We start from the raw sequence: 11,514 nt of genomic DNA on the forward strand, positions 1-11,514 counted from the left end.
CACGGGAGATCGCAAACTGCGGTCGCGAGGCTGCTGGCAGACCGAGCGGACCCCGACCGCGGAGGAGACCACCGTGCGCCCTGCCGACCGCGACCCCGGTACCGACGGCTCGGGCGAGGTCGTCCTGCGGCTGACGGAGGAGATGCTCGCCGACGGGGTCGCCGACATCCGGTGGCTGCTGCACGACGCGCTGCTCACCGGCGCCCGCCGGGTGGTGGTCGACGTGCGCGAGGTGGAGCACCTGTCCAGCCCGGCCGCGGCCAGCCTCCTCTCCGCGCACCGGACGTGCCGGGCCCGCGGCGGCAGCGTCGTCGTCCGCGGGGCCAACCGGCGGACGCTCGACCTGCTCCGCCGCACCGGGCTGTGGCGGGTGCTCGGGATGGAGGACCTGGGCCGCTCCGCCTGAACCTGCAACCGCTGGGCGGATTCCATGCGTCGACGAGCGCAGGCGCTCGGCGACCCCACGGAGTCGTCCCGCAGGGCGCTGCCTGCAGGACGACGTGCAGCTGGGACGTCAGGCCATCGCTGATCGCGTGCGTTCCAGGGCGCGGTAGACCGGCGTGGCGCACCGAGAATCGGTGGACTCCGACAAGCTCCGCCTGTCTACCAGCGGTAGACTGGAATGCATGGGTGACACGACCACCGTCAAAGTCCACACCAGCACCCGAGACCTGCTCCTGGAACTCGGGGCGGCGCGGCGCGAGAGCGCTGACCAGGTCATCCGGGCCGCGCTGGCGGCCATGAAGCGCGACGAACGCCGCGCTCTCGCCGCCGCCGAGGCACGCGCGATCAAGGACGATCCCGAAGACCGTCGCGAGATCGAGGCGATCCAGGAAGACATCGCCGCGCTGCAACAGACGCGATGAGGGGTGAGGTCTACCGACTGCCCGCCCGGGGCACGGGCCACGAGCAGCGGGGGCCCAGATACGCCGTGGTGCTGCAGCCGGACTGGCTCACCCTCAGCACCTGGGTCGTCGCCTTCACCAGCACCAGCGCCCGAGAGACCAGTTTCCGGCCCCCGGTCGAGATCAACCGGCAGCGCACCCTGGTGATGTGTGACCAGATCGCCACCGTCGACGTGAACAGGCTCGCCGAACCTGCAGGCTTCCTCACCCTCGATGAGATGCAGCGGGTCGACGAAGCACTTTCCTTGGTGCTCGATCTGTAGCGCACCGGATGGCTCACGTGCCCGTGCCACCCCAAGGACCTCCGATCGTCAGATGACGATCTCTTGTCGGCGTCGACGGTGCCGCAGTTGAGCGCGTCGTAAAGCGCTCCGTGGCCGCGGCGGTGCTCCGGGGCCAGGCACAGCCCGACCAGCGACCGCACCGGACCCTCAGCGCACAGCAGCGCGTCGGCCAGCTCGAACAGCTCATCGGCCCGCCGACCCAGGCATCCATACAGCTGACCGCGGAACTCTCGCAGCCGGTCCAGCCCCGCCGGCCCCACGAAGCTCTGGTCAATCCCGTCGGACAGGGGAAGACTGTCCATCGCGGCCACCGCCGATCTTCGAAGCTCGCTACTCCGAAGGATCATGCGGTGGCCGCCTTCATGCCAGCCCTCGAATCACGCTGATGTGGCTCCGCCGGCCACGGAGGTTAAACGGCAAGCTCAGACGAGGCGCCCGAACGACGTCGAGGTCCGGACGACGTCGAAGTTGGGGACGGTGCCCGCGCCTGCCGCGCCGTTGCCCTACCAAATCCTGCACGTGGCGCCCGGGATGTCCGGTCTCGGAGCGCCCGGCAGGCGACGAGCAGACCAACCCAGCCCCTCCTACGCTCGGCCGGGTGCCCACCGCGCTGCTCTGGTTCCGCCGCGACCTGCGCCTGCGCGACCACCCCGCCCTGCTGGCCGCGTGCGACGCGGCGGGCCCGGACGGCGACGTCGTCCCGGTCTTCGTGTTCGACGACCGGCTGTGGGGTCCCTCCGGCGGACCCCGCCGCCGCTTCCTGCTCGACTGCCTGGCCGCCCTGGACGACGACCTCGGCGGCGCGCTGGTCCTGCGCCGCGGCGACCCCGCGCGGGTGCTGCCGGCGCTGGCCGGCGAGGTGGGCGCCACGTCGGTGCACGTCAGCGCCGACGCCGGGCCGTACGGCCGCCGCCGCGACGAGGCGGTCGAACGGGCGCTGGGCGAGGTGCCGTTCGCGCGCACCGGCTCGCCGTACGCGGTGACGCCCGGCCGGGTCACCACGCGCGACGGGACGCCGTTCCAGGTCTTCTCCCCCTTCGCCCGGGCCTGGCGGGAGCACGGCTGGCGTGCACCGGCGTCGTCCCCCGGTGGCGTCCGCTGGCGCAGCGGCGTCCGGTCCGACGAGCAGCCCTCGGCACCGGACCTCGACGGCGTCGCCCTGCCCCCGGCCGGGGAGACCGCCGCGCTGGCCGCCTGGGAACGGTTCCGCGACGAGCGGCTGCTCGGCTACGCCGACGGGCGCAACGCCCCGGGCAGCGACGGGACCAGCCGAATGTCGGCCTACCTGAAGTACGGCTGCATCCACCCCCGCACGCTGCTGGCCGACCTCGCGGCGGCCGGGCAGGCGGAGTCCGTGCGCCGTTACACCGACGAGCTGGCCTGGCGGGACTTCTACGCCGACGTCCTCTGGCACCGGCCGGGGTCGGCCCGGGAGTACCTCAAGCCCGAGCTGCGGGCGATGGGCTACGACGACGGCCCGCACGCTCAAGCGCTGGTGTGCGCCTGGGAGACCGGCCGCACCGGGTTCCCGATCGTCGACGCCGGCATGCGCCAGCTGCTGGGCGAGGCGTACGTGCACAACCGGGTGCGGATGATCGTCGCCTCCTTCCTGGTCAAGGACCTGCACCAGGAGTGGACGCTGGGCGCGCGGTGGTTCATGCGGCACCTCGTCGACGGCGACCTGGCCAGCAACAACCACGGCTGGCAGTGGGTGGCGGGCACCGGCACCGACGCCTCGCCCTACTACCGCGTCTTCAACCCGGTCACCCAGGGCAAGAAGTTCGATCCCGACGGCGCCTACGTGAAGCGGTGGGTGCCGGAGCTGCGCGACGTCGACCCCCGCTACGTCCACGAGCCCTGGACGGCGCCCGGCGGCGTCCCCGCGGGCTACCCGGAGCCGGTCGTCGACCACGCGCACGAGCGACAGGTGGCGCTGGACCGCTACGCCCGCGTCCGCGGTCGCTGACCTCCCGGCCGGGTCACCCGACGAGCAGGGTCACCGGGTCGCGCCGGACGACGGTGCGGACGACGAGCGCGACCGCGACGGCCCCGGCGGCGGCGAGCGCGGTGACGACGACCGGGGCCGGGCCGCCGGCCACGGCCACGGCCAGCACGCCCCACACCACCGCGGCGGTGAACGGCCCGGCGGCGGCGCGGGCGGACAGCACCAGGGCCGACGCGATCAGCGCGACCACGATCAGCGCGACGACCGCCCAGACCTGCGCGGTGGTGCCGGACGCCGGTGCCCCGAGCGCGACCCCCGCCTGGCCGGCGTTGACCGCCGCGGCGACGGTCACCCAGCCCAGCAGCAGGCCCGCGACCGCGGCCGGCAGCAGCCGGCCCAGCCCCTCGACCGGGAGTTCCTGCAGCCGCGCCCAGGCGACCGCGGTGGCCGCCACGATGCAGAACAGCAGCACGAGCGGGACCAGCGGCACGGAGACGCCGATCAGCGGGAAGGCGATCTCCCACGCCGCGTTGCCGGCGAACGCCGCGGCCAGCGGCCACCCGGTGCGGCGGTGCAGCGCGCGACCGCGCTGCGCCGGCAGCGCCTGGTACACCGCCCACGCCAGCGATCCGGCGAAGATCACGCCCCAGATCGTGAAGGCGTAACCGGCCGGCGTGATCAGCGAGCCGGTCTCGTCGCTGACCGCGCCGACGCTGCGCCCGGCGAGGGCGCTGCCCAGCGGGCTGCCGACGATCTGGGCGAGGGCGGCGGCGAGGACCGCCGCGGCCCGGATCCCGTCGTGCCGTGCTCCGTCCGTCGTCATCCTCCCGGTGTGCCCGGGGTGCGCACCGCCGAACCGGTCAACCGGGGGGCGGCGGCGGCCGGGTCGGCGCCCGCGCCCGGGGCCGCGGCCAGGCCCCTCGCCCACGCCACCAGGCCGTCGACGTCGACCCCGTGGGGCGGTGCCGCCGCGTAGCCGGCGATGCTCCCCGCGGCCCGCTCCAGCAGCGTCCGCGCGCCCCGGTCGTTGCCCCGGGCGGCGTGGGTCAGACCGACGGCGAGCTGGGCCAGCCCCCGCCACAGCGCCCGCTCCTCCTCGGGCGCGGTCTTCCAGGCGTCCTCCAGCACCTCGTGGGCGTGGAACGGCCGGCCGGCGTCCAGGAGCCGCTGGGCCTCGGCGAGCGCCACCGCCGGCGGCCGCACGAGGCCCTCGGGCGCGCGGTCCTCACCGACGGCGCCCCGCGGCAGCGGCCGCCCGAGGGCATCCCGCGGGCGGGCGTTGCGGGCGCGCCCCTCGGCGTCGCGGTCGCGGTCTGCCACAGCGGCATCCTCTCCCGCCCCGGCCGCCGCGTGCCCGTCGGGCGGACCGTTCCCTCCCGTCTGCATCCACGGCCGCCGGTCGCCCGGAAGCAAGGGGTGTCAGCACGTCCCGACGAGAGGAACTCGCCATGAGCACCGCCCGCACGATCGGCCGCACCGCCGGAGCCCTCGGCGTGGCCGGTGGCCTCGTCCTGGTCGCCACCCCGGCCCTGGCCGACAACCACACCGCCACCGTCTCGGTCCTGCACGCCGTGCCGGACCTCCCCGTCGACGTCTACGCCAACGGCGAGCGGCTGATCGACGACTTCCAGCCGGGTACGCTCACCGACCCGCTGCAGCTGCCCGCCGGCTCCTACGACCTGGCGCTGTTCCCGGCCGACGCGCCGGACGGCTCGGGCGACCCGCTGCTGTCGGCGATGGACGTCTCCGTCCCCGCCGGCGCCAACGCCACCGTGGTCGCCCACCTGACCGAGGGCGGCGAGCCCGCGCTCACCCCGTTCGTCAACGAGACCGGCGACATCCCCGCCGGCCAGGCACGCGTCACCGTGCGGCACGTGGCGGCCGCGCCCGCCGTCGACGTGCGGGCGGGTGGCCAGGTGGTCGTCGACGGGCTGACCAACCCGAACGGGGAGTCGCTCACCGTCCCGGCCGGCACGGTGAGCGCCGACGTCGTGCTCGCGGGCACCGACACCGTCGCCATCGGCCCGGCCGACCTGACGCTGACCGAGGGCACCACGACGATCGTCTACGCGTGGGGTTCGGAGGACGCCGGCTACGAGCTCGCCGTCCAGGACATCTCCGGCCAGCACTCGGCGCCGTCCGGCGTCCCGGGTGGGAACGCCGGCCTGGCCGACGACTCGGGTCTGCCGCTGCCGGTGGGTGCCGCTGCCGTCGCGGGTGTCGCCCTGGCCGCCGCCGGCGCGTTCCGGCTGGCCCGCTCCTCGCGCTGATCCGCCGCACCCCGAGGAGATGACCGTGCGACCCGCCGCTGCCGGCGCCGTGCTGGGCCTGGCCCTCGCCGTCGGTGCGCCGACCGCCTGGGTCCTGTCCCGGCCCGATGCGGCGGCGGGTCCGCCGGTCGACCAGGTGCTGGAGCGCCCCGCCGCGCTCACCACCGCACCACCGGCGTCCGAGCTGCCGTCGGTGAGCGTCCGGGACGCGGCACCGACCGTGGACCCGGCGGTCGCCCTGCCCGTGCGCATCGAGATGCCCGGCCTCGGCGTGACGGCGCCCGTCGACCCGGTCGGCATCGCCGACGACGGCCAGATGGCCCTGCCCGAGGACGTCGACCGCGTGGGCTGGTACCGCTTCGGCCCGCAGCCCGGCGCGGCCGGGAACTCAGTGATCGCCGGCCACGTGGACGACCGCGAGCAGGGTCCCGGCGCGCTCTTCCCCCTGCGGACGGCCGAACCGGGCGAGGAGATCGCCGTCACCGACGCCGCCGGGGAGACCACCCGCTGGCGGATCGTGTCCCGCGAGGTGATCGAGAAGGACGTCCTCCCGCTGGAGGAGATCTTCCGCCGCGACGGCCCGCCCCGGCTGGTCGTGCTCACCTGCGGCGGCCCGTTCCTCCCCGAGTTCCGCAGCTACCGCGACAACGTCGTCGTGGTGGCCGAGCCGGTCCCCGGCACCACGCCGTGACCGGGTTGCTGGACCGGGCCGCGCGGCTGGGTAGCGTCGGCACCGTGAACTCCGAGCCCGTTCCGGCGCCGTCCGGCGCCGCGGAGCCGGACGACGCCGAGGTGGGCCGCCGGTTCGCCGCCGGTGACGAGCAGGCGCTCGCCCTGGCCTACGAGCGGTGGGCGGGGCAGCTGCATGGCATGGCGGTGCGCGCCTTCGGTCCCGGTCCCGACGCCGAGGACGTCACCCAGCAGACCTTCATCTCCGCCTGGACCGGCCGCGCCCGCTACCGCCCCGAGCAAGGCCCGCTGCCCGCCTGGCTGGTCGGCGTCTGCCGCCACAAGATCGCCGATGCCTGGGCCCGTCGCGACCGGATGCGCCGCGAGGCCGAGGCCGCCGTCTCCGAGGCGCAGGCCACACCGGCCGGCGGGACGACGCCCCCCGTGGACAGCGTCGTGACCGACCGGATGCTCGTGCTCGAGGAGCTGGAACGTCTCGGCCAGCCGCAGCGCGGGATCATCGAGCTCGCCTTCTTCGCCGACCTCACCCACGCCCAGATCTCCGAGCGCACCGGGATCCCGCTGGGCACGGTGAAATCCCACATCCGCCGCACTCTCGAACGCCTGAGGACACGATTGGAGGTGGACGGTGCCGCACTGCCAGCCTGAGCAGCTCGCCCTCGCCGCGCTGCACGAGCCGCTCCCGGCCGACGACGCCGCCCACCTCGGCTCCTGCGCCGAGTGCCGGGCGGAGGTCGCGGGCCTCCAGCGCGCCGTCGGCGCCGTCGCCGTCCCCGAGTTCGCCGAGCCCGGGCCGCCCGTAGCGCCGCCCGCCTCGGTGTGGGCGGGCATCGCGGCGGCCACCGGGGTGCAGGCGGCGCCGGGGGCCCACGCGCACGCCGCCCCGGCCGCCGAGGCGCCCTCAGCGCCCGTGGGCGCGACTGCGCCGGTGGACGCCGGCGGCCAGGTGCTCCCCCTCCGCCGCAGCCGCCGGCCGGTCCTGCTGATCGCCGCCGCCGCGGTCACCGGCGCCGTCGTGGGTGCCGGCGCCGTGGCGCTGGTGCAGGGCGACGAGTCCCTCGAGCCGCTCACGACCGTGGCCCTCGAGCCGCTCGACGGCGAGCCGGCCTCGGGTCGGGCGGAGGTCGTCGTCCGCCCGGACGGCTCCCGCGCCCTGGAGGTCGACCTGGACGCACCCGCGGTCGAGGACGCCTACTACGAGGTCTGGCTGATCGAGCCGGGGATCGTGGAGATGGTGCCGCTCGGCGTCCTGCGCCCGGGGACCCAGACCTTGGAGCTGCCGACCGGGCTCGACCTGGCGGCGTACCCGATCGTCGACGTCTCGGTCGAGCCGCTGGACGGCGACCCGGCGCACTCAGGGGTCTCCGTGGCCCGGGGCCAGCTGGAGAGCTGAGCGACGCCTACCGTGCACGGGTGACCGCCGCACGACCGTCCCCGCTGCCGCAGGAGGAGCTGGGCGCGGCCTGGCGCAAGGCCCGGCCACGGCCGGCAGGCCGGCACCTGGACAGCGCTGCGTGCAGCCGGCAGAGCCACCGTGTGCTGGAGGCGACCTCGCACCACGCGCGGCACGAGGCCGAGCTGGGCGGGTACGTCGCCGAGGCGACCGCCGACGACCTGCTGCAGCAGGGCCGGTCGGTCCTCGGCGGGCTGGCCGGCATGGCGGCCGCCGACGTCGCCTTCGTGGAGTCGGCGCAGGCCGCCCTGGTCGCCCTGCTGAGCGGCTGGCGGCTGCCGGCCGGCTCGCGGGTGGCCTGCCTGCCCGGGGAGTTCGCACCGAACGTGGCGCAGTTGCGCGCCGCGGGCCTGCGGCCGGAGCCGCTGCCGGTCGACGGGCTGGGGCGGGCCGACCTCGACGGCGTGGACCGACTGCTGGCCACCGACCCGCCGCGGGTGGTGCACCTGACGCACGTCGCCAGCCACCGGGGGCTGGTGCAGCCGGGGCGCGAGGTCGCGGCGCTGTGCCGCGCCGCCGGCGTCCCGCTGGTGCTCGACGCCGCGCAGTCACTCGGACACGTGGACGTCGACCTCGGCGCCGACGTCGTCTACGGCACCTCGCGCAAGTGGCTGGCCGGGCCGCGCGGCGTGGGGGTGCTGATCGCCCGCCCGCACGTCGCCGCGCACCTGGCGCCGGTGCTCCCCGAACCGGAGGGCGTGCCGCCGATGCGGGCGTTCGAGTCGGGGGAGGCCCACGTGGCCGGCCGGGTCGGTCTCGTGGTCGCCGTCGGTGAGCACCTGGCCGCCGGCCCCGACCGCGTCCGCGCCCGGCTGGCCGGGTTGGGCCGGCTCACCCGGGAACTTCTGGACGGCGTCGCCGGCTGGCGGGTCGTGGAGCCGCTCGACGAACCGACCGCGACCACCACGCTGCGCCCACCGGACGGCGTCGACGTCGTCGCCACGCGCGCCCGCCTGCTGACCGAGCACGGGATCGTGCTCAGCGCGTTCGGGCCGGAGCGGGCTCCCGGGGAGATGACCGGGCCGGTGCTCCGGGTCTCGCCGCACCTGGACGCCACGGCGGAGGACCTGGAGGCGCTCGCCGCGGCGCTCTGACGCCGGCGGCCCCGCACCGCCCGTGCTCCGACGGGGGCACCGGGCTCTTGTGCGCCACGGCGACGTGGCCCTATGGTTCATTACGTGAGTAACGAACCACGGAACCTCGCCGGCGCGCCGGCCGGTTCCTGCCCGTGAACGACGACGGCGGGCCGATCTTCCGGCAGGTCGCCGATCTGATCGAGAACGCGATCGTCGACGGCTCCCTCGCTGAGGAGAGCCAGGCGCCCTCGTCGAACGAGCTGGCCGCCTTCCACCGCATCAACCCCGCCACCGCCGCCAAAGGCCTCAACCAGCTGGTGGCCGACGGGGTCCTCTACAAGAGACGAGGAGTCGGGATGTTCGTCGCCACGGGCGCCCGCGAACAGCTGCTCAAGCGCCGGCGGAGCGAGTTCGCCGACCAGTACCTCCGCCCCCTGATGGCCGAGGCGCAGAAGCTCGGCATCCCCGCCACCGAGGTCACCGACATGATCGACAACTGGGAGAGCCCGCGATGACCGCAGCGGCCACCGTCTCCGACGTCACGATGAGGTTCTCCGAGCACACCGCGCTCGCCGGGGTCTCGACCTCGATCGAGCAGAACGCCATCACCGGTCTGCTGGGCCGCAACGGCGCCGGCAAGACCACCCTCATGCAGCTGCTCACCGGCCACCGCGTGCCGAGCAGCGGCCGGGTGGAGGTCTTCGGCGCCCGACCGTACGAGAACGACGACGTACTGCGGCGCACCTGCTTCATCAAGGAGGGCCAGCGCTACCCCGACCACTTCCGGGTGCGCGACGCCCTGCACGGTGCCTCGCTGCTGTTCCCGGGGTGGGACGCCGATCTGGCCCAGACCCTCCTCGCCGACTTCGAGCTCCCCGCCGGGCGGCCGATCAAGAAGCTGTCGCGCGGCATGAACTCGGCGGTCGGCATCATCATCGGCCTGGCGTCGCGGGCGCCGTTCACCCTCTTCGACGAGCCCTACGCCGGCCTGGACGTCGTGGCGCGGCACCAGTTCTACGACCGCCTGCTCGCCGACTACGCGGAGCACCCGCGGACCATCCTCATCTCGACGCACCTCATCGAGGAGATCGCCGACCTGCTCGAACGGGTGCTGCTGATCGACCGCGGCCGGCTGCTGCTGGACACCGACGCCGAGTCGGTGCGCGGCAGCGCCGTCACCGTCCGTGGGCCGGTCGACCGCATCCGGGCCTTCGCCGCCGGGCACGACCTGTTGCACCTGGACACCCTCGCCGGCACCGGCCGCGCCGTCGTCCGGCTCCGCAGCGGGGGGGACGGCCCGGACACCTCTGGGCTCCTGGCCGAACCCACGAATCTGCAGGAGCTCGTCGTCGCGATGAGCCTCGCACCGCCGGCACCCCGCCACTCGTCCACCGATGCACTCCAGGGGGTCCCGCGATGAACCGCGTCCTCGCCGCGGCCCGGCTGCACCTGATCCACCCGCTGGTCATCTTCGGGGTCCCCTGGCTCGTCGGTGGCGTCGCCTTCGCGATCAACTGGGCGCTCTGGGCGACCGCCGGCCTGGACGAGGCCTCGGACGGCGACGCCTTCACCGGGGGCGTCTCCTCGCTCTACATCACGGTCGCCGTCGCCTTCGTCCAGGCCGTCACCCAGCTGCTCCCTTATGCCATGGGCATCAGCGTCAGCCGCCGCACCTTCTACCTGGCCACCGCGCTGGTGGCCGTCGCACAGGCGCTCGCCTTCGGCATCGCGCTGGCTACCCTCACCGCGCTGGAGGAGGCGACGGGTGGCTGGGGGGCGGGGCTCGAGTTCTGGGCGCCGGCAGCGATGAACGTCGACAGCTTCGCCCTGCAGGTGCTGCTATCAGGGGCGCCGATGCTCACGCTCATGTTCATCGGGATCGGCATGGGGGTGGTCTACAAGCGCTGGGGCCAACCGGGGGTCTGGGGGCTGATCCTGGGCACCCTGGTCGTCGTCGGCGGCCTCGCCGTCCTGGTGACCGGGCTCGAGGCCTGGGGCTCCCTCGCGCAGTGGTTGGGGGAACAGTCGGTCACGACGCTCGCGGCCGGCCTGCCACTGCTGCTCACCGTCGCGGTCGCCGGACTCTCCTGGCTCGGACTCCGCCGCGTGGTTCCCTGATCGGCATCTCGATCCCGGGCCCCTGTTCCGCCACGTGACGGAACAGGGGCCCGGGACGCGTTGGCTGGGCCAGAGCCGCCGGTGCCCGTACGGCGCGGCCGCGGCCGACGCGCGGCCACGACGAGGGGAGTGCGCCGGCGTTGAGCGCCGCCCGGACACCATCTCCTCGGCTGCTGGTCGGGGCGTGTGCCTGCCGGTGCGGGGTGCTTGCGTGCGCGCGGCCGGGCTTGCCCGGCGGGGCGCCGCTCGAGAAGAGGCGCGGGCGGCGTTCTGAAGCGGCGAGGACACCGCTCCGGTCACAGTGGAGGGCGCCACTCCGGTCGCGATTCAGGGGCCCGAATCGACTGCGTCGGCCGCCGTTCCACGAACGTTGAGCAGCGCTGCCCCGGGAGCGGTGAAGGATGAGGAGTGTGTTTTCCGGGAACGACGAAGAGCCCCAGCCTGGTGGCTGGGGCCCTTCGTGAATGGTTGTCCGGCGGCGTCCTACTCTCCCACCCCGTCTCCAGGGCAGTACCATCGGCGCTGAGAGGCTTAGCTTCCGGGTTCGGAATGTTGCCGGGCGTTTCCCTCTCGCCATGGCCGCCGTAACTCTGTGAACTTCGAACTTCCCCGCTGGGGGGGCTGGTTCGTGCGTTCAGAACCGCACAGTGGACGCGAAACAGTCTTCTTCGTTACGACTTGGTACACAGGGCCCTCGTGGAGGAGGTGTGTGTGGTCAAGCCCTCGGCCTGTTAGTACCGGTCAGCTCCACACCTTACGGTGCTTCCACTTCC

At 74.6% G+C, this 11,514-nt stretch carries 14 protein-coding genes, 1 rRNA gene and 1 pseudogene; 12 read left to right on the plus strand and 4 right to left on the minus strand.

Annotation, left to right across the window (positions count from 1 at the left end; translation table 11 throughout):
• Window positions 1-73 precede the first annotated feature (73 nt).
• The 3 genes from BMW62_RS17520 to BMW62_RS17530 all read left to right on the plus strand — a co-directional run bounded on the left by BMW62_RS17520 (window position 74) and on the right by BMW62_RS17530 (window position 1,168).
• Window positions 74-406, plus strand: coding sequence for an STAS domain-containing protein (locus BMW62_RS17520; RefSeq protein WP_091933536.1), 333 nt, complete (start codon window positions 74-76; stop codon window positions 404-406).
• 220 nt (window positions 407-626) lie between these two features.
• On the plus strand, window positions 627-866 hold the full coding sequence (locus BMW62_RS17525; protein ID WP_091933602.1) for a hypothetical protein: 240 nt from the start codon (window positions 627-629) through the stop codon (window positions 864-866).
• Entirely contained in the window at window positions 863-1,168 is a 306-nt protein-coding gene (locus tag BMW62_RS17530) for a type II toxin-antitoxin system PemK/MazF family toxin (RefSeq protein ID WP_091933539.1), read from the plus strand. Before BMW62_RS17525 ends, BMW62_RS17530 begins: the two co-directional genes overlap by 4 nt.
• A gap of 74 nt (window positions 1,169-1,242) precedes the next feature.
• On the opposite strand, the pseudogene BMW62_RS17535 reads toward BMW62_RS17530, so the two are convergent.
• Window positions 1,243-1,536, minus strand: a pseudogene (locus tag BMW62_RS17535) (transposase); the annotation flags it as partial.
• Window positions 1,537-1,787: 251 nt separating this feature from the next.
• On the opposite strand from BMW62_RS17535, the gene BMW62_RS17540 reads away from it, so the two are divergent.
• Complete coding sequence (locus BMW62_RS17540) at window positions 1,788-3,155, plus strand: cryptochrome/photolyase family protein (RefSeq protein WP_091933542.1); 1,368 nt, start codon at window positions 1,788-1,790, stop codon at window positions 3,153-3,155.
• Between the two features lie 13 nt (window positions 3,156-3,168).
• On the opposite strand, the gene BMW62_RS17545 is transcribed toward BMW62_RS17540, so the two are convergent.
• Window positions 3,169-3,957, minus strand: coding sequence for a hypothetical protein (locus BMW62_RS17545; protein ID WP_091933545.1), 789 nt, complete (start codon window positions 3,955-3,957; stop codon window positions 3,169-3,171).
• A complete protein-coding gene (locus tag BMW62_RS17550; protein WP_244524122.1) occupies window positions 3,954-4,454 on the minus strand; it encodes a DUF309 domain-containing protein in 501 nt (166 codons plus the stop codon). Before BMW62_RS17550 ends, BMW62_RS17545 begins: the two co-directional genes overlap by 4 nt.
• Before the next feature lie 128 nt (window positions 4,455-4,582).
• Between BMW62_RS17550 and BMW62_RS17555 the strand changes: the two genes are divergently transcribed.
• The 8 genes from BMW62_RS17555 (at window position 4,583) to BMW62_RS17590 (ending at window position 10,741) form a co-directional block, all read left to right on the plus strand.
• The gene (locus tag BMW62_RS17555; RefSeq protein ID WP_091933550.1) at window positions 4,583-5,404 is read left to right on the plus strand and encodes a DUF4397 domain-containing protein; all 822 of its coding nucleotides are present in this window, start codon (window positions 4,583-4,585) and stop codon (window positions 5,402-5,404) included.
• Window positions 5,405-5,423: 19 nt separating this feature from the next.
• On the plus strand, window positions 5,424-6,095 hold the full coding sequence (locus BMW62_RS17560; protein WP_244524123.1) for a class F sortase: 672 nt from the start codon (window positions 5,424-5,426) through the stop codon (window positions 6,093-6,095).
• Window positions 6,096-6,139: 44 nt separating this feature from the next.
• Window positions 6,140-6,742 (plus strand): RNA polymerase sigma factor, encoded by a 603-nt coding sequence (locus tag BMW62_RS17565; protein WP_244524124.1) that lies wholly within the window; start codon window positions 6,140-6,142, stop codon window positions 6,740-6,742.
• Window positions 6,723-7,487, plus strand: a complete 765-nt coding sequence (locus tag BMW62_RS17570; protein WP_091933556.1) for an anti-sigma factor — start codon at window positions 6,723-6,725, stop codon at window positions 7,485-7,487. The genes BMW62_RS17565 and BMW62_RS17570 overlap by 20 nt, the downstream gene beginning before the upstream one ends.
• Window positions 7,488-7,507: 20 nt before the next feature.
• Window positions 7,508-8,641, plus strand: coding sequence for an ergothioneine biosynthesis PLP-dependent enzyme EgtE (egtE, locus tag BMW62_RS17575; RefSeq protein ID WP_211435182.1), 1,134 nt, complete (start codon window positions 7,508-7,510; stop codon window positions 8,639-8,641).
• A 134-nt stretch (window positions 8,642-8,775) separates the two neighbouring features.
• Entirely contained in the window at window positions 8,776-9,138 is a 363-nt protein-coding gene (locus BMW62_RS17580; protein WP_091933558.1) for a GntR family transcriptional regulator, read from the plus strand.
• Window positions 9,135-10,043 carry an ABC transporter ATP-binding protein gene (locus BMW62_RS17585; RefSeq protein WP_091933561.1) on the plus strand — a complete coding sequence of 303 codons (909 nt, stop codon included), beginning with the start codon at window positions 9,135-9,137 and terminating at the stop codon, window positions 10,041-10,043. Before BMW62_RS17580 ends, BMW62_RS17585 begins: the two co-directional genes overlap by 4 nt.
• Window positions 10,040-10,741 (plus strand): hypothetical protein, encoded by a 702-nt coding sequence (locus BMW62_RS17590; RefSeq protein ID WP_091933564.1) that lies wholly within the window; start codon window positions 10,040-10,042, stop codon window positions 10,739-10,741. Before BMW62_RS17585 ends, BMW62_RS17590 begins: the two co-directional genes overlap by 4 nt.
• A 470-nt stretch (window positions 10,742-11,211) precedes the next feature.
• Here BMW62_RS17590 and rrf read toward each other — a convergent pair.
• Window positions 11,212-11,328, minus strand: a 5S ribosomal RNA gene (gene rrf, locus BMW62_RS17595).
• Between the last annotated feature and the right edge of the window lie 186 nt (window positions 11,329-11,514).

The sequence above is a fragment of the Blastococcus sp. DSM 46786 genome, assembly GCF_900109665.1.
GTDB lineage: Bacteria > Actinomycetota > Actinomycetes > Mycobacteriales > Geodermatophilaceae > Blastococcus > Blastococcus carthaginiensis.

Bases quoted from the DNA above. Each gene is read 5' to 3' on its own strand.
- BMW62_RS17590 (WP_091933564.1), top strand. From the start codon at position 10,040: ATGAACCGCGTCCTCGCCGCGGCCCGGCTGCACCTGATCCACCCGCTG.
- BMW62_RS17530 (WP_091933539.1), top strand. From the start codon at position 863: ATGAGGGGTGAGGTCTACCGACTGCCCGCCCGGGGCACGGGCCACGAG.
- BMW62_RS17585 (WP_091933561.1), top strand. From the start codon at position 9,135: ATGACCGCAGCGGCCACCGTCTCCGACGTCACGATGAGGTTCTCCGAG.
- BMW62_RS17525 (WP_091933602.1), top strand. From the start codon at position 627: ATGGGTGACACGACCACCGTCAAAGTCCACACCAGCACCCGAGACCTG.
- BMW62_RS17555 (WP_091933550.1), top strand. From the start codon at position 4,583: ATGAGCACCGCCCGCACGATCGGCCGCACCGCCGGAGCCCTCGGCGTG.
- BMW62_RS17560 (WP_244524123.1), top strand. From the start codon at position 5,424: ATGACCGTGCGACCCGCCGCTGCCGGCGCCGTGCTGGGCCTGGCCCTC.
- BMW62_RS17545 (WP_091933545.1), bottom strand. From the start codon at position 3,957: ATGACGACGGACGGAGCACGGCACGACGGGATCCGGGCCGCGGCGGTC.